This is a genomic window from Chromobacterium vaccinii, assembly GCF_001855275.1.
GTDB lineage: Bacteria > Pseudomonadota > Gammaproteobacteria > Burkholderiales > Chromobacteriaceae > Chromobacterium > Chromobacterium vaccinii.
The window spans coordinates 4,045,304-4,066,826 of record NZ_CP017707.1 but is presented as its reverse complement, the minus strand read 5'-3'; the positions used below and the strand labels follow the sequence as shown (position 1 = coordinate 4,066,826).

Genomic DNA, 21,523 nt, shown 5'->3' with positions numbered 1-21,523 from the left:
GCCTAGAGTATTAACTAGCAAAAAATCATCGCTAAAGAAAAGTATTTGCTCCATTTATTACAATGTAATTGATATGGCTTAAAAAAAATTTTCACATCTCAACATTTAATCGATATGATCTTGCGCTGCCTACAAAATCCAAGGCATGCATAAAAAACAAAAACACCGCTCGTTGCTGGTGATATCTCAAGTCACTCGAAGGAAACCCTTATGTCTACACAATCGCATCCCAAAGGGCTCTATCTGCTCTTTGTGACGGAGATGTGGGAGCGCTTCAGCTACTACGGCATGCGCGCCATCTTCACGCTTTACATGATCAAGGCGCTGCTGTTCGACAAGGCCCATGCCTCGGATATCTACGGCACCTACACCGGCCTGGTGTATCTCACTCCGCTGGTCGGCGGCTACATCGCCGACCGCTACTGGGGCAACCGCCGCTCCATCCTGGCCGGCGGCGTGCTGATGGCCATCGGCCAATTCATGCTGTTCTTCTCCGGCTCGCTGCATGAGACCAACGTCGCCGCCGCCTCCTGGCTGCTGTACGGCGGCCTGGGTTTCCTGATCGCCGGCAACGGCCTGTTCAAACCGAACATCTCGTCGATGGTGGGCCAGCTGTACGCCCCGGGCGACAAGCGCGTGGATTCCGCCTTCACCATCTTCTACATGGGCATCAACACCGGCTCGCTGATCGCGCCGCTGGTGTGCGGCACCCTGGGCGACACCGGCAATCCGTCCGACTTCAAATGGGGCTTCATGGCCGCCGGCTTCGGCATGCTGCTGTCGCTGGTCGTGTTCACCCTGTTCAAGAACAAATATCTGGTGACGCCGGAAGGCAAGCCTATCGGCCTGGCGCCCAAGCGCCATCACGACAGCGGCGAAAAAGTGGTGCACGAGCCGCTGACCCGCATCGAGAAGCAGCGTCTGGCTGTGATCCTGATCGTGTCCGCCTTCGTGATCTTCTTCTGGTCCGCCTTCGAGCAGGCCGGCGCTTCGCTGACCTTCTTCGCCGAAGAGCAGACCAACCGCAACCTTCTGGGCTTCACCGTGCCGGCGTCCTACTTCCAGTCGCTGAACCCGGTTTCGGTCGTGATCTTCGCGCCGATCTTCGCCTGGATCTGGACCAAGCTGGGCAGCAAGGGCATGGAGCCGTCGTCGCCGGCCAAAATGGCGCTGGGCCTGTTCTTCCTCGCGCTTGGCTACCTGGTGATCGCCTTCGGCGTCGACGGCCTGGCGCCGGGCGTCAAGGTCAGCATGCTGTGGCTGGTCAGCCTGTACGTGCTGCACACCTTCGGCGAACTGAGCCTGTCGCCGATCGGCCTGTCGCTGGTGGTGAAGCTGTCCCCGGCCCGCTTCACCGGCCTGATGATGGGCATCTGGTTCCTGTCCAACGCCGCCGCCAACAAGTTCGCCGGCACGCTGTCGGAGCTGTACCCGGACCCGGCCAAGCCGGTGCCGCACTTCCTCGGCTACGCGGTCACCAATCTGCACGACTTCTTCATGCTGTTCGTGATGATGGCCGGCGCCAGCTCGCTGGTGCTGTTCGCGCTGTCCTCCGTGCTGAAAAAGATGATGCACGGCCGCTGACCCGCCGCTTGCCGCATTCAAGCCAACGCCGCCTCCGGGCGGCGTTTTCGCTGCCTGAACGGGCAGACGCCGATCCCGGTCTGTGATAGCCTTGCGCCGATCCTCTACCCCGTTTTGAAAACAAGTTTACGGATGAATACCGCTGCAACTTCTTCCTGGCGGAAGGCGGCCGGCTACGCCTTGCTAGCGCTGCTGGCCATCCGCCTGCTGGCGATGTGGGCGATCCCGCTCACCGACACCACCGAGGCGCGCTACGCCGAGATCGCCCGCAAGATGCTGGAAACCGGCAACTGGGTGACGCCGCTGCACGACTACGGCGTGCCGTTCTGGGCCAAACCGCCGCTGTCCACCTGGCTGTCCGCGGCCAGCATGGGCCTGTTCGGCGTCAATGAATTCGCCGCCCGCCTGCCTGCGCTGCTACTGGCGCTGGGCGCGCTGTGGCTGACGGCCGACCTGATGCGCCGCCGCGCCGGACGCGACGCGGCGACGGCAGCCGCGCTGATGCTGACCGGCGGCCTGCTGTTCTACGGCGCGGCCGGCACCGTGATGACCGACCCGTCGCTGATGTTCTGCGTGACGCTGAGCCAGGTGGCTTTCTGGCACGCGATGAACGGCGGCGGCCGGATCTGGCGCTACGCCTTTTTCGCCGGCCTGGGCCTGGGCCTGTTGGCCAAGGGTCCGCTGGCCGTGGTGCTGGTGGGCATGCCGATCTTCTTCTGGGTGCTGATCCGCAATCAATGGAAGGCGCTGTGGCGCGAGCTGCCGTGGATCTCCGGCACGCTCTTGGCCGCCGCCATCGCCCTGCCCTGGTACGCCTGGGCGGAAATCCGCACGCCGGGCTTCCTCAACTACTTCATCATGGGCGAGCACGTCAGCCGCTTCCTCGACTCCGGCTGGAAGGGCGACAAGTACGGCTTCGCCCACGCGACGCCGCGCGGCATGATCTGGCCGTACGCCTTGGGCGCTCTGTTCCCGTGGTCCATCGCCATGCTGGCCTGGCTGGCCTGCCGCGCGCGCCGGCTGCCGGCCATCGTCCGCGCCGGCGAAAACGACGGCTGGCTGCTCTACGTTTCGCTGTGGGCGGTGATGACGCTACTGTTCTTCACGATGTCCGGCAACATCATCTTCCCGTATTCGCTGCCGATGCTGCCCGGCGCGGCGCTGCTGATGGCCGAGCTGTGGCATCGCGGCCGGCATGAGCGCTCCGGCCGCGCGCTGCCGTGGCTGGCGCTGTCCTCCGGCTTGCTGGTGCTGATCGCGATCGGCCTGCAATGGCATGACGGCGCCCGTTACTTCCGCACCCAGAAGCCGGTGATCGCCGCCTGGCTCCAGCAGCAGCCGGCGCAACAGGCCCGGCTGTTCTACTGGGACAGCCGCCGCGAGTTCTCCGCCGAGTTCTACAGCCAGGGCAAGGTGCGCACCATCGCCGACGCCCATGCGCTGGCTCCGCAGCTTGCCGCGCATCCGGGCAGCTGGATCGTCACCGAGCAGCGCGACCTCGCCAGCCTGCCGCCGGCCATCGCCGCGGGCTACGTCAAGGCCGGGGAGTTCCCGGTGATGAAGGACAGAATGCTGCTGCTGAAACCGGCCGCGGCCCAGTGAAAGCGCAAACCGCCATGACCGACGCACGCAACTTCGTTCCGCCCTATCTGCTGGAGCTGCACGCCGCCGAGCGCCCGGCCGACCCGCTGGTCAGCTGCCTGATTCCGGCCTACAACGAGTCGGAAAACATCGCGCCGATGCTGGAAACGCTGCACCGGCTGCTGTCCGAGCACGGCTACCGCCATGAACTGGTGGTGGTGGACGACGGCAGCCGCGACGACACCGTGCCCAAGGCGCTGGAAGCCGCCAAGCGCCTGCCGGTGACGGTGATCCAGCTGTCGCGCAACTTCGGCAAGGAAATCGCGCTGACCGCCGGCATCGACAACATCGGCGGCGACGTCGCCGTGCTGATAGACGGCGACTTCCAGCACCCGCCGGAGATGGTGCCGGTATTCCTGGAAAAATGGCGCGAAGGCTACGACATGGTCTACAGCGTGCGCGCCAACCGCGACGGCGAGACCCTGGCCAAGCGCGCGTTCACCCGCGTGTTTTACGCGCTGCTGAACAGCGGCGCGCCGTTGAAGATCCCGGAAAACACCCAGGATTTCCGCGTGCTGGACAAGAGCATTCTGGAGGCGCTGCGGCGGATGCCGGAGCGCAACCGCTTCATGAAAGGCCTGTACAACTGGGTGGGCTTCACCCAGCTGGCGATGGAGACGCAGACGCAAGAACGCCGCGCCGGCAAAAGCAGCTTCAATTTCCGCAGCCTGTTCAATCTGGGCCTGACCGGCCTCACCGCCTTCTCCAATATGCCGCTGCGGATCTGGACGCTGGTCGGCTGCGTGATCTCGATGCTGTCGATCGGCTACGCGATCTGGGAGCTGGTGCACACGCTGCTGTTCGGCAACCCGGTCAGCGGCTGGCCGACGCTGGCCGTCGCCGTCACCTTCCTCGGCGGCGTGCAGCTGCTGTCGATCGGCATACTCGGCGAATACGTCGGCCGCATCTTCAACGAGGTCAAGGGCCGGCCCACCTATTTGATCAGCCGCATCTCCAAACGCAAGGACGGGCAGGACGCATGAAGAAGCAGCTGTTCTGGTTCGGCGTCGTCGGCGTGTCGGCGATGTTGCTGCACTTCGCGCTGGTAACCCTGGTTCTGGTGCCGCTGGGCGTGCCGCCGCTCGTCGCCAACGCGCTGGGTTTCCTCGGCGCTTTCCAGCTCAGCTACTGGGGCCACCGCCGCTTCACCTTCGCGGCCGGCCACGTGCCACACCGCCAGGCGCTGCCGCGCTTCTTCGGCGTCTCCTGCCTGAGCTTCTGCGTCAACGAGGCCATGTATTTCGCGCTGTTGCGCCTCACTCCGCTGGACTATCGGGTCTCGCTGGCCGTCGTGCTGTTCGCGGTGGCGGCGCTCACCTTCCTGCTGGGCAAGCTGTGGGCGTTCGCCTCCGCTCCGCAAACAAATTAACGCTGTCGCGATGACGACGGAAAACTTTTGGAATCGACGACAGTCCTACCGCGCATGACGAAACGATTGACACTCTGCGCCGATGACTTCGCCCAGTCCGGCAGCATCAGCGCCGGCATCCTGCAGTTGATCGATGCCGGCCGCCTATCCGCCACCAGCGTACTCAGCCAGTCTCCGCACTGGCCGGAGCTGGCCGGCGAACTGAAGGCTCGGGCGGAGCGGGTCGATGTCGGCCTGCATTTCAACCTCACCCATCCGTTCGACGCGCCGGTCAAGCCGCTGTCGCACTGGCTGATGAAGAGCCAGCTGCGCCAGCTCTCGCTGGCAACGCTGCGCGACGAGGCGCTGACGCAGATCGACCGCTTCGCCGACCACTTCGGCCGGCTGCCGGACTTCGTCGACGGCCACCAGCACGTGCATGCGCTGCCGGTGATACGCGACGCGCTGTTCGACGCCATCCTGCGGCGCTGGCAGCAGAATCCGCTGCCCTACCTGCGCTCGCCGGACCGCCTTGGCCACCCGGGCGACAACCGGCTGAAGGCGCTGGTGCTGCGCAGCGTGTGCACCAATTTCGACGAACAAGCGCGCGAGCGCGGCTTCGCCACCTCCCCCTGGTTCGGCGGCATGTATTCGCTGAGCCCGCAGGCCGACTTCCCCGGCCTGATGCAGGCCTGGCTGGCCAAGCTCCCGGACCGGGCGCTGATCATGTGCCACCCGGGCCTACCCGCGGCCGACGCCTCCGACCCCATCGCCGCCAGCCGCGGCCGCGAATTCGACTACCTGGCCGGCGGCGCCTTCGCCGAACTGTGCCTGAAGCACCGGGTCAGCATCGCCCGCTTCCAGCCCGAGCCCGCCGTCGCCGCTTAAGGGGCTGAACGCTCAGGCGCCCGGCCAGGATTGGCGCCAGGGCTCGCCCAACTCCGCCAGCCTGGAGCGGCAAGACTCCCCGGTGAATTTCTCGCCCGCAGTCGGCGGGCAGACGAAGGCGAAACGTTCGCCGTCCAGCTCGAAACGCAGCGCGTAGGCATGCAGGTAGCCGCGGTCGGCCGCGCTGCCGCCGTACAGCGCGTCGCCCAGTATCGGCGCGCCCTGCGACTTCATCGCCACCCGCAGCTGATGCGTCTTGCCGGTGCGCGGCCGCAACAGAAACAGCCTCAGCCCCGGCTCCAGCGAAAAACTGAAAAACTGCGTGACGGCCGGATTCTCCCTGCCCTCCGTCAAGCGCCAGGCGCCGCCGCGTCCCTTGGCCATGTCACCCGCCACCCGGCCCTGCTTTTTCAGCGGCTTTCGGTCCGATAAAGCCAGGTAATACTTCTCCATCTCCCGCCCGGCCAACGCCTCGCCCAGCGCGCGCGCGGCCTCCGCCGAGCGCGCCACCAGAATCAGGCCGGACGTGATGCGGTCCAGACGGTGCACCGGCCACAAGGCGGCGTCTCCCAAGCCGTCTCTCAGGGCGTCCATCAGTCCGGGCTGGTCGTCTTCGCGGTGGAAACCGACGCCGGGATGCTTGTCGACGAGATAGAAGCGGGGATCTTGATGAATCAGGGTGTACATGGCGGTTCCGGCTGCGAATCAGCCGCCGATTGTAGAGCAGCCGCCGCGCCGGCGACAGCGGCGGGCTAAACATGACAAATGACAACAAAATGCAAATTATGCCTTGAGCATAGCAAGGTCAAATTGATAGCCTTTCCCGCGACGCGGCATGCTGCCGAAACCGACCGCGCGCCTTCGCCAAAACAGAAAGGACTTTTCCGTGAAACACGCCGCACAGCAGGGATTTACGCTGATCGAATTGATGATAGTCGTCGTCGTGCTCGGCATTCTCGCCGCCATCGCCATTCCCCAGTACCAGAATTACACCGCGCGCACCAAGGCGGTCGCCGCGCTGGCCGAGCTATCGCCCGCTCGCACCGCTTACGAGATTCATCTCAACGACGGGAAAACCATCCTGAGCGCCGGCTCGACCGACGCGATACTCAGCCCGATTGGCCTGCGCGACGAGCCTAGCAATCACTGCGACATGAGCACGCTGGGCGACTCTCTGGCCACCGCCGGCATCCAGTGCGACATTGTCCATGCGCCGGCCGCCTTGAAAAAGAACCTGGCGCAAGAGGTGAAGCCCTTTGTGCGGCTGGTCCGCGGCGAAAAAGCCGACTGGCAATGCAAAACCAATATCAGCGAGGCAGAGCTGCGCCCGGCCGGCTGCAAATCGCCGGACGAAATCTAACAAGCCCCCAAACCATCATGGATGCCGTCACTGCGACTTTTTCTTGGCGTCCATCTCTATCCGCAACTGCTTGCGCATTTCGGCGGCGCGGAAGCGCTGCCGCTGCTCTTCGGTCTCCAGCACCAGGGTCGGCACCGCCATCGGCTTGCCGTCCTGATAGGCCACCATGGTGAAATAGCAGCTGTTGGTGTGGCGCTGGCTGCGCTGCTGGATGTTTTCCGCCACCACCTTGATGCCCACCTCCATCGAGGTGCGGCCGACATGGTTGACGCTGGCCAGAAAGGTCACCAGCTCGCCGACGTGTATCGGCTGCTTGAACAGCACCTGGTCCACCGACAGCGTCACCACGTAACAGCCGGCATAGCGGCTGGCGCAGGCATAGGCCACCTGGTCCAGCAACTTCAGCAGCACGCCGCCATGCACATTGCCGGAAAAATTGGCCATGTCCGGCGTCATCAGCACCGACATCACCAACTCTCTTTGCCCCTGGGCCTCTTCGCTCATCGTCTGCTCCCGCATGTGTACAAGCGGACATTCTGCCACGCTGATTGGAATAGCGGACAGGCGCTTCTATACTGAATGGACAGAGGAACGCGTTTCATGTCCATTTCCAGTGTAGCCGGCGGCTCTTCCAGCTACGGATTCAGCATGCATGGCGCCAATTGCCAGTGCCCCGCCTGCCAAGCCTTGCGCTCGCAGGCCGCGCCCGTTTCCAGCTCCTCTTCCTCCTCTCCACCGCAAACCGCCAACGCCGCGCCTCCCGCGTCGGCCGGGGACCAAACCGGCAACGATGCCTCCAGCCAGAATGGCTCCGGCAATGCGCACACCTCTCAGCAAACCAATGCGGCCGCGCCCAAGGGGCCGGACGGCAAGCCCTTGAACGACGCGCAGCAGAAGGAAGTGGAAGATCTGAGATCGCGCGACGTCGACGTTCGCCGCCACGAGGCCGCGCACCAGGCTGCCGGCGGCGCGCTGGCCGGCGCGGCCAGCTTCACCTATCAACAAGGGCCGGACGGCAAGCAGTACGCGATTGGCGGCGAAGTGCCGATCCGACTGAGCCAAGGCAGCACGCCGCAGGAAACCATACAGAACGCCCAGACGGTGCGCGCCGCCGCTCTGGCCCCGTCCGACCCGTCCGGCCAGGACCGCGCGGTGGCGGCCGAAGCCTCGCAGATGGAGCAACAGGCGCGAGCGCAGCAGTTTCAGCAACAGCACGGCAATCAGAATCTCAGCCCGCTGCAGAAAATGCAGCAGGCCGCCGCCCCGTCCGGCAGCGCCCAGGCCAAGGGCGGCAATATCGACACCTACGCCTAGGGCCTGCTCACGTCTTTTGCCGAACCGCGCAACGCCGTCCAACAGACTGAATGCAAATCGAAAGGCGTAGGCTTGGGTCACGCCAAGGCCTACGCCCGATGCTGATCAAAAGCTTGATCAGGCCTTAAACCCGCCGCGCCAGCCGCAAGCCGTTGGCGATCACGATCAGGCTGGTGCCGACGTCGGCGAACACCGCCATCCACAAGCTGGCCACGCCGGCCAACGCCAAGCCGAAAAACACCAGCTTGATGCCCAGCGCGATCGCGATGTTCACCTTGAGCACCGCCGCGGTGCGGCGGGCGTGGGCGATCAGATCGGCCAGCCGCGACAGCTTGTCGTCCATCAGCGCCACGCCGGCGGTTTCCAAGGCGCTGTCCGATCCGGCGGCGCCCATCGCAACGCCCAGGTCGGCGCGCGCCAGCGCCGGCGCATCGTTGACGCCGTCGCCCACCATCGCCACCTTGCCGCCAGTCTGCAACTGCTCGATGAAACGCAGCTTATCCTGCGGCAGCAGGCCGCCGTGGGCGGCGGAGACGCCGGTCTGCGCCGCCACCGCGGCCGCCACCTGCGGGCTGTCGCCGCTGAGCATCACCGCGCGCACGCCCATCTCGCCCAGCCGGGCGATGGTGGCCGCGGCTTCCGGACGCACCTGGTCGGCGACGGCCAGCACCCCCAGCGCCCGCTCGCCGTCCAGCAGCACCAGCGCTCCCTCGCCCGCCTCCGCCATCCGGCTCAGCTCGGCGGCCAGCGCCGGCGTCAGCGCGCCCTGTTCTTCCGCCAGCCGGCGGCTGCCCAGCTGCAGCGCGCGGCCATCCACCCGGCCGCGCACGCCGCGGCCCACCAATTCGCTGACCTGCTCTGCCGCCGGGACCGCGATGCCTCGCCGCGCGGCCTCGTCCAGCACCGCCTTGGCCAGCGGATGGGTGGAATGGCTATCCAGCGCTGCCGCCAGCGCCAGCACGGTTGATTCGTCGCCGCTGTCCAGCGCCGCCACGCGAGTGACCCGCGGCTCGCCCAGCGTCAGCGTGCCGGTCTTGTCCAGGCAGACGGTGTCGATGCGGGCCGCCATCTCCAGCGGCGCGCCGCCCTTGACCAGCAGGCCGTGGCGCGCGGCCGAAGCCAGCGCGCTGACCACCGTCACTGGCGTGGCGATCACCAGCGCGCACGGGCAGGCGATCACCAGCATCACCAGCGCGCTGTAGATGGCCTGGTTCCACGGCATCAGGCCCAGCAGTGGCGCGGCGACGGCGAAGGCCAGGGCCAGAACCAGCACCACCGGGGTGTAGACCGAAGCGAAGCGGTCGATGAAGCGCTGCGTCGGCGCCTTGGACGCCTGCGCGTCGCGCACGGTGGCGATGATGCGCGCCAGCACCGAGCCGGACGCCGGCGCCGTGGTCTCGATCTCCACCACGCCGCTGCCGTTGATGCTGCCGGCGAACACTGCGTCCTGCGGCCCCTTGTCCACCGGCAGGCTCTCGCCGGTGATGCTGGCCTCGTTGAAGCTGCTGTGGCCATCGGCGATGCGGCCGTCCAGCGGCACGCGCTCGCCGGGACGCACCCGCACCCGGCTGCCCACTGCCACCTCGGCGGCCTGCGCCTCGCGCCAGCCGGCGCCGTCGGCCACCCAGGCGGTTTCCGGCGCCAGCGCCATCAGCGCGCGCACCGCCTCGCCGGCCCTGGCCAGCGACATCGCCTCCAACCGCTCGGCGATGGCGAACAGGAACAGCACCATAGCCGCCTCCGGCCACTGGCCGATCAGCATCGCGCCGATCACGGCGACCGACATCAGGAAATGGATGTTCAGCGTACGGGTGGACAGCGCGATCCAGCCCTTCTTCAGCGTGGGAATGCCGCCCAGCAGGATGGAGGCCAGCGCCAGCGCCGCCACTTCCAGCCGGCCGTCGCCCAGGCTCCAGGCGATGCCCTCGGACGCGGCGGCGGCCAGACCGGACGCCGCCAGCAGCAGATTGGCGCGGCGGCCATGTCCCTGTAGCGCCTGCGCCTGGGCGCCGGCATCCAGTTCCACTCCCTGCATGCCCACCTTGGCGATGGCGCTTTTCACGCCGTCCAGATGCGGCAGGTCGTGGCGCAGCAGCAACACCCGGTCGATGAAATTGAATTCCAGCGCCACCACGCCGCTCATCCCGCCTAGCGCCTTTTCGATCAACCTGGCCTCGGTCGGGCAATCCATCGCCTGGATCTGCAGCCGCGACTGCTTCGCGCCCTTGCCTTCTCCCAGTTGCACGCGGGACGGCCCGGCATGCTCGTGGCCATGCGCGTGGCCGCAGCCCGCGCCGTGCCGGCGCTCATGCTGGTGATCGTGCTGATGGTGGTCGTGGCCGTGCCTGTCGCCCGGCTTGTGTTCGTGGCCGCAGCCGCCATGGGCATGCTGATGCCGGTCCGCGCCCTTCAGCGCCAGCGCGGCTCCGGCCTTGGCCGAGCAGCAATCGCCGCCGCGGGCGTGTTGATGGCCTTGATGCGGCGGTACGGCCTTGCGGTAACGCGTCACGCTTGACATATGCGCCTCCATTGGTAGTCTGGGCACATTGCACACCCTGTAGTCACTACAGGGTCAAGCGTTTCTTTCAGGAGAGCGTCATGTTGATCGGAGAACTGGCCCGCCAGACCGGCTGCGAAGTGGAAACCATCCGCTATTACGAGCGCGAAGGCCTGCTGTCCGCGCCGCAACGCTCGGCCTCCGGCTACCGCCGCTATACCGCGGAACAGCTGGGCGAGCTGAACTTTATCCTGCACTGCCGCTCGCTGGGCATGTCGCTGGCCGACATCCGCAACCTGGCGGCGTTCAAGGCCGACCACCAGCACGACTGCGAAGACATCAACCAGCTGATAGACCAGCAGATCGCCAAGGTGCACCAGCAGGTGGAAGCGCTGCGGCTGCTGGAGCAGCAGTTGCTGGCATTGCGCGACAAATGCCACGACAGCCGCGCGGCGGCCGATTGCGGCATTCTGCAGACGCTGGTGGAGGCGTCCGAGGGCGCGCCCTGCGTCTGCCACACGCCTTTCGGCCAGGACAACCATGGCCACAGCCAGGATTACGACCACGCGGCCAAAAAAAATGGCCGATCCAACAAGGATCGGCCCTAAATCAACGCTCGTTTGGGGAAGAGGAGAAACCCACTGACCACCACCCCACGGCAGCCAGGTCACAACAAAATCGTTACAGCCAGTGGCTGATCAAGGGCGCGGCGAACACCGTCGCCACCCCGGCCAGCATCATGGTCAGGCTGGCCACCACGCCTTCTTCGGCGCCTATCTCGCTCGCCTTCGCGGTGCCGGCCGCATGGGCCGCCGCGCCGAACAGCGCGCCGCGCGCCAGCTTGGAGCGGATCGGCAGCAGCGCCAGCATCAACTGGCCCAGCATCATCCCGCATACGCCGGTCACCACCACGAACAGCGCGGTCAGGTCGGCCGAGCCGCCCAGCGTCTGCGCCGCGGCCAGCGCGAACGGCGTGCTGATCGATCGGGGCGCCAGGCTTTTCTGCATCAAGTCCGGCAAATCCAGCCAGCGCGCCATCATCACCGAGCTGGCCACCGCCACCGGAATCGCGGCCAGTACGCCGCAACCCAATGACAGCCAATGCTTGCGGATCAGCGCCCGGTACTCGTAGATCGGCACCGCGAACGCCACCGTCGCCGGCCCCAACAGCCAGGTCAGCCAACGCGTATCGGCGAAGTAGGTCTGGTACGGCACCCGCGCCAACACCACCAGGCCGATGATCAGCAACGGCACCGCCAAAATAGGCGTGCTCCACCAGCTGCGCGTCTTCAGGTAATACTTCTTGACCACCCAGTACAACACCACGGTGAGTACGAAGGAGATCAACGCAATCTCATGCTCCATGGACTTCAGCCCTTATCTGCGCCTTGCGGTTGCTGTCGCGGCGGCGCAGCCGGATTTCCAACCGGTAGCAGCGGTCTACGACCAGCGCGGTCACCGCCATCACCAGCGCGGTGGAGGCGACGATCACCAGCAGCAGGCGGACGCCGGCGGACAGAATCACGTCCGGGTACTGCACCACCGCCACCACGGCCGGGATGAAGAACAGCAGCATCTCGGCCAACAGCCAACGCGCGCCCTGGCGAAGCCAGTCCACCGGCAGCAGGCCGGACCACAACCCGGCCAGCACCAGCAGCATGCCCAGCACGCCGGCCGGCATCGCCGGCAGAAAACGGTGGCTCAGCTGGTTGGCCGCCATCCACACCAGGCTCAGCAGCAGAACCTGGGAAAAGGTTTGCAGCGGTTGCGACAGGCGGTGAAACAGGCAGGCCATGCTCGGCTTCCATCAACTTAGGAGTTGAGCAAAGTATAACCAGCCGGCATTCATTCTAAAAATGAATTAAAATTATCAAGACGATTCCACTTAGGAATGCAAATGGACATACGCGCGCTACGCTATTTCGTGGAGCTGGTGAAATGCCAGAGCTTCACCCGCGCCGCCGACGCGCTGTTCGTCACCCAGCCGACGATCAGCAAGATGGTGAAGCAGCTGGAGGAAGAGCTGGACATGCCGCTTATCCTGCGCGAGGGGCGCAGCTTCCGCCTGACCGACGCCGGCCGCGTCACCTACGAGCGCGGCCTGGACGTGCTGTCGGCGATGAACAAGCTCAAGCACGAGCTGGCCGACCTGGCCTCGCTCAGCCACGGCGAGCTGGTGGTCGGCCTGCCGCCCATGGTGGGGGTCGCCTTCTTCGCGCCGGTGGTCAGCCGTTACCGCCGCCGCTATCCGCAGATCGAGCTAAAGATGGTGGAAGACGGCGCGCTGGCGATCGAAAACCGCATCAAGAGCGGCGAGCTGGAGATAGGCGTGGCGGTGCTGCCGGTGGACAGCCAGCTGTTCGACCACTACTCGGTGGTGCGCGACCCGCTGTGCCTGGTGGCGCCCGCCGGCTCGCGCTGGCGCGACAAGTCGCTGGTGCGTCTGGCTGACATCGCAGACCAGCCGCTGGTACTGTATCCGGACGATTTCACCCTCAGCCGCCGCGTCGGCGACGCCTTCCGCGAGCTGGGCAAGACGCCCAACATCGTCGGCCGCAGCGCGCACTGGGACTTCATCGTCGAGCTGGTGGCGGCCAACCTGGGCGTCACCCTGCTGCCGCGCAGCATCGTCGAGCGGCTGGACCGCCAGCTGTTCGACGTGGTGCCGCTGTACGACAACAAGCTGTACTGGCACCTGGCGCTGATCTGGCAGCGCGGCGGCTATCTGTCCCACGCCGCCCGCGCCTGGCTGGCGCTGACGCGGGAGACGCTGGGCGGGCAGGATTGAAAAAGGCCGCTGGCGCGGCCTTTTTGCGGGGGCGATCAGCCCTGCGTCTTCAACACCCGCTGGCGGCGGCTTTCCGACAGCACCATGCCGGACGACACCGACACGTTCAGGCTCTCCACGCTGCCGAACATCGGGATGGACACCAGCACGTCGCAATGCTCGCGCGTCAGACGGCGCATGCCCTCGCCCTCGGCGCCCATCACCCAGGCCAGCGGGCCAGAGGCGTCGAAGTGGTAAAGGTCGGTGTCGGCCTCCATCGTGGTGCCGGCGATCCACACCCCGGCGTCCTTCAGGTCGCGCAGCGTGCGCGCCAGATTGGTCACGGTGATATACGGAACGACCTCGGCCGCGCCGCAAGCCACCTTGGACACGGTGGCGTTCAGCGTGGCGGAGCGGTCCTTGGGAGCGATGACGGCGTGCGCGCCCATCGCGTCGGCGACGCGCAGGCAGGCGCCCAGGTTGTGCGGATCGGTGACGCCGTCCAGGATCAGCAGCAGCGGCGGCTCAGACAGGTTTTCCAGCACGTCGTCCAGATCCACGTAATTCATGCTGGCGTCTATCATCGCCACCACGCCCTGGTGGCGCGCGTTGCCGCTCATGCTGTCCAGGCGTTCCTTGTCGACGATGTGCAGCTTGACGTTCTCCGCGCCGGCCTTGTCCAGCACCGCCTTGGCGCGGGCGTCGTGGCGGCCGCCGGCCAGCCAGATTTCCAGCAGGCTTTTCGGGTTCTGCCACAGGCGGGCGTTGATGGCGTGGAAGCCGTGGATCAGGCGTTTGTTGCTCATGGCGGGGAGGTCTCGAATTCTCAATTCCCGCCATTGTAGCCGCAAGCCGCCCACCGGCCCAGCCTTGGCGCGCGTCGGCTAGGCCGGCTCGGCCTCGCGCCGCCAGCCGGCGGCGAGCTTCGCGAACTCGCCCGCCGGCAGCGGGCGGCCGAAATGGTAGCCCTGCAGCACATGGCAGCCCTTGCCTTCCAGGAACACCGCCTGCGCTTCGTTCTCCACCCCTTCGGCCACCACCTGGAACTTCAGCTTCTTGGCCATCGCCAGGATGGCCTCGGCGATGGCGGCGTTGTCGTCGTCGTCCGGGAGCCCCTCGACGAAGGACTGGTCTATCTTCAGCGTATCCAGCGGGAAGCGCTTCAGGTGCGACAGCGACGAATAGCCGGTGCCGAAGTCGTCGATGGACAGCCACACGCCCAGCGACTTCAGCTCGGACAGCAAGCTCACCGCCTCGGTCGGGCTTTGCATGATCATGCTCTCGGTGATTTCCAGTTCCAGCCTCCCGGCGGCGAGGCCGGCGGCCTGCAGCGCGCCCGCCACCTTGGCCGGCAGCGACGGCTGGCCGAACTGGCGCGGCGACAGGTTCACCGCCAGCCGCGGCACCCGCAGCCCCTGCGCATCCCAGGCCGCCAGCTGGCGGCAGGCTTCGCGCAGCACCCAGTCGCCTATCGGCTTGATCAGCCCGGTTTCCTCGGCCAGCGCGATAAAGCGTGCCGGCGGCACCAGGCCCAGCTGCGGATGGCGCCAGCGCAGCAGCGCTTCGGCCCCGGCCAGCGCCCGGCTGCCCGCGCTCAGCTGCGGCTGGTAGTGCAGCTCGAACTCGTGGCGCTCCAGCGCCATGCGCAGGCCGTTCTCCAGCAGCAGTCGCTCGAAAGTCTGGGTATTCATGCCGACATCGAAGAACTGGTAGGTGTTCTTGCCCGCCTCCTTGGCGCGGTACATCGCCACGTCGGCGTTCTTCAGCAGCGTGCGCGCGTCGCGGCCGTCGTGCGGGAACACGCTGATGCCTATGCTGCCGGTGATGAACACCTCGTGCGCCTCCAGGCACAGCGGCTTGCCCAGCGCCGCCAGGATGGCAGACGCCATGTCCGCCAGCTGGTGGTGGCTGTCGAAACCGCTCATCAGCAGCGTGAACTCGTCGCCGCCCAGCCGCGCCAGCAGGCCGCGCTCGCCCACCACGCGCGACAGGCGGATCGCGATCTCGCACAGCAGCTGGTCGCCCACCTGGTGCCCGAAAGAGTCGTTGATCAGCTTGAAGCGGTCCAGGTCGATGAACATCACCGCCAGCCGGCCGTCCTCGCCGTCCATCCGCGTCAGCGCCTCGTCCAGGCTGGCGGTGAGGCTGCTGCGGTTGGGCAGCCGGGTCAGCGGATCGTGGTTGGCCAGGAACTGCAGCCGCTCCTCGGCCTCCTTGCGCTGGGTGATGTCGGAGAACACCGCGACGTAGTTGCACAGCACGCCGTCCTCGTCGCGCAGCGCCGAGATCGACAGCTCGGCCGGATACCACTGGCCGCCCCTGCGCCGGTCCAGCATCTCGCCCTGCCAGTGGCCGCAATCGGCCAGCGCCTGCTGCATCGCCGCGCGCGCCTGCTGCTCGATGCTGAAAATGCGCGAGGCCTTGCCCAGCGCCTCTTCCTCGGCGTAGCCGGTGATGCGGGAGAACGCGTCGTTGACGGCGATGATGCGCGCGCCGGCGTCCAGGATCAGGATGCCCTCGGCCGAGTTCTCGAATACCTTGGCGGCCAGCCTGAGATTGGTGTCGGCCAGCAGGCGCTCGGAGATGTCCATCACCACGCCGATCACCGCCTTGCGCCCGTTCAGCTCGAACAAGCGGCTGTGCACCTCCATGTCCACCAGCACGCCGTCCTTGCGCAGCCCGCGGGTGGAGTAATGCATCACCGCGATATTGTCGCGGAAGCGGCGCAGCAGCTGTTGCCGCAGCCGCTCTGCCTCGCCGGGCACCAGAATCTGGCCCATGGTCATGCCGGCCATCTCTTCCGGCTGATAACCCATGATCTCGGCCAGCTTGGGATTCACGTAGGCCAGCTTCTCGTCCTGCATGATGTAAATGCCGACCAGCGACTGCTCGACCAGCGCCAGATACCGGTCCTCGGCCTCGCGCTTGGCCTTTTGCTCGCGCCGGGACTGGGTGATGTCGGTGTCCACGCTGCCGACGCCGGCCGGCCGGCCGTCGGCGTCGAACAGGGGAAACTTGGACGCCAACAGATAGGTTTCCACGCCGTTGAGCGCGAAATGCTCGTCGAACTGCCGCGGCGACAGCAGGTTCAGCACCTGCTGGTCCTGCTCGCGTATCTGCCGCGCGTCCTCAAGATCGAACACATCCTCCGGCCGCTTCCCCAGCAGCGAATCCGCCGACATGCCCACCCGGCGCGCGTAAGCGGCGTTCACCAGCAGGTAGCGTCCGTCCATGTCCTTCAGCGACATCATCGTCGGACTGTGGTTGACCAGCGATTCGATGCGGACGCGGAACGCGCGCAGCGTCTCGCCATCGGCGCGGTGGCCATCCATCAGGATGCCCACCAGCAAGCCGGACACGTTCAAGGCCAGCGCCAGCAAGAGATCGGTGGCAGCGTCGCCCATGCCCACGCGCACCAGGCCGGCCGGCGGCAGCGCCGCCAGCGACAGCAGCAGCGACGCCATGCCGGACGTCAGCGCCGCGCCGCCGGGGCCGGTGCGGCAGGCCGCCCACAGAATCAGCGGGAAGAACAGCAGCTGGCTGGGCACGCCCGGCGGCTCGCCGGCGGCCAGCAACAGGCCCACGCCGCCGGCCGACAGCAGCAGGATCAACGCCAGCTCCAGCCGCAGCGGCACCGGCAGCGGACGCAGCGGCGGACGGGCCAGCGGCGCGCACAGGAACAGCGCCGACGCCAGCGCCGCCCAGCATTGCCAGGCCCACGACCACGGATGGCCGGCCAGCCCGCCGGCCGCCCAGGCATAGCCGCCCAGCAACAGGGTCCCCGCCAGCGCCGGATAAAACAACGCCAGCAGCAGGTGGCGCAGTTGCTGCGGCGTGCGCGGGCGCTCCAAGCCGCCCAGCAGGCCGCCCAGGCGCAGGCCTGGCCGGATCAGGCACAGCGACGCCGCCATCAGCAGGGCCCATGGCGGCGGCATCCACGCCGCCGCCGCCATGCCCGCCGCCAGCGGCCACCACCACGCGCGGCGCGGCTCGCGCGCCAGCAACTGCCAGCACAGCAAACCGTGCGGCGCGAAACTCGCCAGGGACAATGCCGCATGCGGACCGCGCGGCCACAAGGCCACGCTGGCGACAAAGCCCAGGAATACCAGCAACTCCTCCACCCTAGGTGTGGTTCTCACGCTCCCATCCTTCTCCACTGTCGTCCGGTTGACCGGATCTTGCTCCATCCCGGCTCTGCAACCCTGGGCGGTTTCAGAGACATGACTATTATTTTTTCTGATATCTGATTAGCATTAAAAGCTAATTTTCTTCATGCAAAATTAAAACTGGCTTGAAACAAACGCATACGATAGCCGGGAATCCAGACGCCGGCTAGAGTCGGCCGCAGGCAAAGCCGTAAGGCCGCCCGGCGCACTGTTATAATCGCGACAAGCACAACCCCGCACAGAAGCCAGATCAAGTTGGATACGCTCCCGACCCTGCCGCCCGCCGGCCAGAAAACCCGCTGCGGCCGCCTGCCGGACGGCCTGGACAGCCACGCCATCGCCGCGCTGGCCAAGCAGCGCCGCCCGCTGCTCGTCCTCGCCGCCGACGCCCAGGCCGCCCAGCGGCTGAAAGCCGAGCTGCCGTTCTTCGCGCCCGACCTTTCCATCGCGCTGTTCCCGGATTGGGAAACGCTGCCCTACGACCATTTCTCGCCGCACGGCGACCTAGTCAGCGAACGCCTGGCCACGCTGTGGCAGATCCGCCAGCGCGAATGCCAGGTGGTGATCGCCCCGGTCGGCACCGCGCTGGGGCGGCTGGCGCCGGTGAGCTACCTGCTCGGCCGGACGTTTTTCCTGAAGACCGGCCAACAACTCGATGTGGAGAAGCTGCGCGCCGATATGGTGTCCGGCGGCTACCAGCACGTCACCCAGGTGATGGCCCCGGGCGAATTCTCCGTCCGCGGCAGCCTGATCGACCTCTACCCGATGGGCTCGCCGCTGCCGTACCGGATCGACCTGTTCGACGCCGAGATCGACAGCCTGAAGACTTTCGACCCCGATACCCAGCGCACGCTGTACCCAGTGCCGGAGGTACGGCTGCTGCCGGCGCGCGAATACCCGGCCGACGAGAGCGGCGTCACCGCCTTCCGCCAGCGCTACCGCGAAAGGATCGAAGGCGATCCAAGCAAAAGCCGCGTCTACAAGGACGTGTCGCAGGGTCTGTGGCCGGCGGGCATCGAATACTATCTGCCGCTGTTCTTCGACGAAACCGCGACACTGTTCGACTACGTCGGCGACGACGCGCTGGTGGTGCAGCACCACGACGTGCAGGCGGCGGCGGAAACCTTCTGGCGCGACGCGCAGGGCCGCTACGAGATGGCGCGCGGCGACGTCGACCGTCCGGTGCTGGCGCCGGCCGACATCTTCCTGCGCCCGGACGAGCTGATGGCGAGGCTCAAGCCCTACGCCCGCATCGAATTCTCCGGCGACGGCGAAACCGGCGCCGCGTTGCCGGAGCTGGCGGTGGACCGCCGCGCCGACGCGCCGCTGCACAAGCTGCAAGCCTTCATCGCCGCCGGCGGCAAGCGCATCCTGCTGGCGGCGGAAAGCCTGGGCCGGCGCGAAACCATGCTGGCCTTCCTGGCCGAAAACGGCATCAAACCGACGCCGATAGACAGCTGGGCCGATTTCGCCGGCGGCAAGGCCGCGCTGGCGCTGGGCGTCGCGCCGCTCTACTCCGGCTTCGCGCTGGCCGATCCGGCCATCGCCGTGGTGACCGAAAGCGAGCTGTACCAGCACGTCGCCCGCAGCCACACCCGCCGCAAAGCCAGCCGCGCCGGCTCCGACGCGATGCTGCGCGACCTGGCCGAGGTCAAGGCCGGCGACCCGGTGGTGCACGAGGCGCACGGCATCGGCCGCTACATCGGCCTGGTGACGATGGACCTGGGCGAGGGCGAGACCGAGCTGATGCAGCTGGAGTACGCCGACGGCGCCACGCTGTACGTGCCGGTGTCGCAGCTGCAGTTGATCTCGCGCTACGCCGGCGGCGCCACCGACGACATCCAGCTGCACAAGCTGGGCAACCCGGCCTGGGAAAAGGCCAAGAAGCGGGCCGCCGAGAAGGCGCGCGACACCGCGGCCGAGCTGCTGAACCTGTACGCGCAGCGCGCGGCGCGCGAGGGCCACAGCTTCGAGCTGTCCCCTGCAGACTACAGCGCCTTCGCCGCCGGCTTCGGCTTCGAGGAAACGCCGGACCAGGCCACCGCCATCGAGGCGGTGATCCAGGACATGTGCTCCGGCAAGCCGATGGACCGGCTGGTCTGCGGCGACGTCGGCTTCGGCAAGACCGAGGTGGCGCTACGCGCCGCCTTCGTTGCGGTGATGGGCGGCAAGCAGGTGGCGGTGCTGGTGCCCACCACCCTGTTGGCCGAGCAGCATTTCCAGAACTTCTCCGACCGCTTCGCCGACTGGCCGGTGCGCATCGCCGAACTGTCGCGCTTCCGTAGCGGCAAGGAAACCAAGCAAGCCTTGCAGGGCCTCGCCGACGGCAGCGTCGACATCGTCATCGGCACCCACAAGCTGGTGCAGCCTGATATCCAGTTCAAGAATCTGGGCCTGGTCATCATCGACGAGGAGCATCGCTTCGGCGTGCGGCAAAAGGAACAGCTGAAACGGCTGCGCGCCAATGTGGACGTGCTGACGCTGACGGCGACGCCGATTCCGCGCACGCTGTCGATGGCGTTGGAAGGCCTGCGCGACTTCTCCGCCATCACCACCGCGCCGTCGCGCCGGCTGGCGGTGAAAACCTTCGTCAGCCCCCTCTCCAACGGCGTGATCCGCGAAGCGGTGCTGCGCGAGCTCAAGCGCGGCGGTCAGGTGTTCTTCCTGCACAACGAAGTCGACACCATCGAAAACATGCGCGAGAAGCTGGCCGAACTGATCCCGGAGGCGCGCATCGGCGTCGCCCACGGCCAATTGCGCGAGCGCGAGCTGGAACAGGTGATGCGCGACTTCCTGCAGCAGCGCTTCAATCTGCTGCTGTGCTCCACCATCATCGAAACCGGCATCGACATCCCCAACGCCAACACCATCCTGATCAACCGCGCCGACAAGTTCGGCCTGGCGCAGCTGCACCAGCTGCGCGGCCGCGTCGGCCGCAGCCATCACCAGGCCTACGCCTACCTGCTGACGCCGGACGGCATGACCCGCGACGCGCAGAAGCGGCTGGAGGCGATCCAGTTGTCCGGCGAGCTGGGCGCGGGCTTTTACCTGGCGATGCACGACCTGGAGATCCGCGGCGCCGGCGAGGTGCTGGGCGAAGGCCAGTCCGGCGAGATGCAGGAAGTGGGCTTCTCGCTATTCACCGAGATGCTGAAGCAGGCGGTGCGCGATCTGAAAAAGGGGCGCGCGCCCGACCTCGACGCGCCCTTGGGCGTCACCACCGAGATCAATCTGCACAGCCCGGCCTTGCTGCCCGACGCTTACTGCCCTGACGTGCACGAGCGGCTGCTGATCTACAAACGGCTGGCCAGCTGCGAGACCGAAGCCGAGATCGACGACATCCACGAAGAGTTGATCGACCGCTTCGGCCTGCCGCCGCAGAGCGTGAAGACGCTGATCGAAAGCCACCGCCTGCGCCTGGTCGCCAAGGAGTTGGGCGTGCAGAAGCTGGACGCCAGCGAGGTGGCGGTGCAGATCACCTTCATCAAGAACCCGCCGATCGACCCGGTGAAGATCATCATGCTGATCCAGAGCAAGAAGAACTACCGCTTGGCGGGGCAGGACAAGCTGCGGGTGGAGCAGGCGCTGCCGGAAGTGGCGCAGCGGATCGTGAAGGTGAAAGAGGTGTTGAAGGAGTTGGGCGCGTAGGCTGGCTTGATTTCCATCAGTGCCTAGAATGAACGGTCAGCTCATCCAGTTGGCCGTTTTCACATCTATGTTCTTTTTTGATGAGTCCGCTTCGCGGATAATGATTTCGATGGCGGGGCTGCCCGCCGGACAGGTCGGGGAGCTGTCTCGCCAGCTCCCCGCCCCCCCCTAGGCGACCCCAACAGCGCGGCGAAACCCCGGCTTGCGCTGATAGGGACGATGGCGCATCGAATACGTTCAACTCCCTCGTTCATTGAAATTATCTGCACCGCGTGTCGGCAAGATGTAGATCAAATCCGATTAGTCCCTA

General features: G+C 66.5%; 17 protein-coding genes. 10 read left to right on the top strand and 7 right to left on the bottom strand.

Annotation, left to right across the window (positions count from 1 at the left end):
* The first annotated feature begins 210 nt into the window (after nt 1–210).
* The 5 genes from BKX93_RS18910 to BKX93_RS18890 all read left to right on the top strand — a co-directional run bounded on the left by BKX93_RS18910 (nt 211) and on the right by BKX93_RS18890 (nt 5,461).
* Nucleotides 211–1,584 (top strand): peptide MFS transporter, encoded by a 1,374-nt coding sequence (locus BKX93_RS18910; RefSeq protein WP_083340602.1) that lies wholly within the window; start codon nt 211–213, stop codon nt 1,582–1,584.
* A gap of 132 nt (nt 1,585–1,716) precedes the next feature.
* On the top strand, nt 1,717–3,186 hold the full coding sequence (locus BKX93_RS18905) for an ArnT family glycosyltransferase (protein ID WP_070980872.1): 1,470 nt from the start codon (nt 1,717–1,719) through the stop codon (nt 3,184–3,186).
* A gap of 14 nt (nt 3,187–3,200) precedes the next feature.
* Entirely contained in the window at nt 3,201–4,208 is a 1,008-nt protein-coding gene (locus BKX93_RS18900; protein ID WP_070981901.1) for a glycosyltransferase family 2 protein, read from the top strand.
* Nucleotides 4,205–4,594, top strand: a complete 390-nt coding sequence (locus BKX93_RS18895; protein ID WP_070980870.1) for a GtrA family protein — start codon at nt 4,205–4,207, stop codon at nt 4,592–4,594. The genes BKX93_RS18900 and BKX93_RS18895 overlap by 4 nt, the downstream gene beginning before the upstream one ends.
* Before the next feature lie 54 nt (nt 4,595–4,648).
* Entirely contained in the window at nt 4,649–5,461 is an 813-nt protein-coding gene (locus BKX93_RS18890; RefSeq protein WP_070980868.1) for a ChbG/HpnK family deacetylase, read from the top strand.
* Between the two features lie 12 nt (nt 5,462–5,473).
* Here BKX93_RS18890 and BKX93_RS18885 read toward each other — a convergent pair whose 3' ends face one another.
* On the bottom strand, nt 5,474–6,148 hold the full coding sequence (locus BKX93_RS18885; protein WP_070980866.1) for a TIGR01621 family pseudouridine synthase: 675 nt from the start codon (nt 6,146–6,148) through the stop codon (nt 5,474–5,476).
* Between the two features lie 199 nt (nt 6,149–6,347).
* On the opposite strand from BKX93_RS18885, the gene BKX93_RS18880 reads away from it, so the two are divergent.
* Nucleotides 6,348–6,821 carry a pilin gene (locus tag BKX93_RS18880; protein ID WP_160300414.1) on the top strand — a complete coding sequence of 158 codons (474 nt, stop codon included), beginning with the start codon at nt 6,348–6,350 and terminating at the stop codon, nt 6,819–6,821.
* Nucleotides 6,822–6,848: 27 nt separating this feature from the next.
* Here BKX93_RS18880 and BKX93_RS18875 read toward each other — a convergent pair whose 3' ends face one another.
* Complete coding sequence (locus tag BKX93_RS18875) at nt 6,849–7,325, bottom strand: acyl-CoA thioesterase (protein WP_021478145.1); 477 nt, start codon at nt 7,323–7,325, stop codon at nt 6,849–6,851.
* A gap of 96 nt (nt 7,326–7,421) precedes the next feature.
* On the opposite strand from BKX93_RS18875, the gene BKX93_RS18870 reads away from it, so the two are divergent.
* A complete protein-coding gene (locus tag BKX93_RS18870) occupies nt 7,422–8,135 on the top strand; it encodes a putative metalloprotease CJM1_0395 family protein (protein ID WP_070980864.1) in 714 nt (237 codons plus the stop codon).
* Between the two features lie 124 nt (nt 8,136–8,259).
* Here BKX93_RS18870 and BKX93_RS18865 read toward each other — a convergent pair whose 3' ends face one another.
* Nucleotides 8,260–10,653: a heavy metal translocating P-type ATPase gene (locus tag BKX93_RS18865; protein ID WP_244887198.1), complete on the bottom strand. Its 2,394-nt coding sequence runs from the start codon at nt 10,651–10,653 to the stop codon at nt 8,260–8,262.
* Nucleotides 10,654–10,733: 80 nt separating this feature from the next.
* Between BKX93_RS18865 and BKX93_RS18860 the strand changes: the two genes are divergently transcribed.
* Nucleotides 10,734–11,240 carry a Cd(II)/Pb(II)-responsive transcriptional regulator gene (locus tag BKX93_RS18860; RefSeq protein WP_046157563.1) on the top strand — a complete coding sequence of 169 codons (507 nt, stop codon included), beginning with the start codon at nt 10,734–10,736 and terminating at the stop codon, nt 11,238–11,240.
* A 73-nt stretch (nt 11,241–11,313) separates the two neighbouring features.
* Here BKX93_RS18860 and BKX93_RS18855 read toward each other — a convergent pair whose 3' ends face one another.
* A complete protein-coding gene (locus BKX93_RS18855; RefSeq protein WP_046157562.1) occupies nt 11,314–11,997 on the bottom strand; it encodes an LrgB family protein in 684 nt (227 codons plus the stop codon).
* Nucleotides 11,987–12,427 (bottom strand): CidA/LrgA family protein, encoded by a 441-nt coding sequence (locus tag BKX93_RS18850; RefSeq protein ID WP_070980862.1) that lies wholly within the window; start codon nt 12,425–12,427, stop codon nt 11,987–11,989. The genes BKX93_RS18855 and BKX93_RS18850 overlap by 11 nt, the downstream gene beginning before the upstream one ends.
* 102 nt (nt 12,428–12,529) lie before the next feature.
* On the opposite strand from BKX93_RS18850, the gene BKX93_RS18845 reads away from it, so the two are divergent.
* Nucleotides 12,530–13,420 carry a LysR family transcriptional regulator gene (locus BKX93_RS18845; protein WP_046157560.1) on the top strand — a complete coding sequence of 297 codons (891 nt, stop codon included), beginning with the start codon at nt 12,530–12,532 and terminating at the stop codon, nt 13,418–13,420.
* Between the two features lie 35 nt (nt 13,421–13,455).
* Here BKX93_RS18845 and rlmB read toward each other — a convergent pair whose 3' ends face one another.
* Together rlmB and BKX93_RS18835 are read right to left on the bottom strand one after the other, a co-directional pair.
* The gene (gene rlmB, locus BKX93_RS18840) at nt 13,456–14,205 is read right to left on the bottom strand and encodes a 23S rRNA (guanosine(2251)-2'-O)-methyltransferase RlmB (protein WP_046157559.1); all 750 of its coding nucleotides are present in this window, start codon (nt 14,203–14,205) and stop codon (nt 13,456–13,458) included.
* Nucleotides 14,206–14,283: 78 nt separating this feature from the next.
* Nucleotides 14,284–17,538, bottom strand: coding sequence for a sensor domain-containing protein (locus tag BKX93_RS18835; protein ID WP_244887197.1), 3,255 nt, complete (start codon nt 17,536–17,538; stop codon nt 14,284–14,286).
* A 282-nt stretch (nt 17,539–17,820) separates the two neighbouring features.
* Here BKX93_RS18835 and mfd point away from each other — a divergent pair, with 282 nt between their 5' ends.
* A complete protein-coding gene (gene mfd / locus BKX93_RS18830) occupies nt 17,821–21,213 on the top strand; it encodes a transcription-repair coupling factor (protein WP_070980861.1) in 3,393 nt (1,130 codons plus the stop codon).
* Nucleotides 21,214–21,523: the final 310 nt, after the last annotated feature.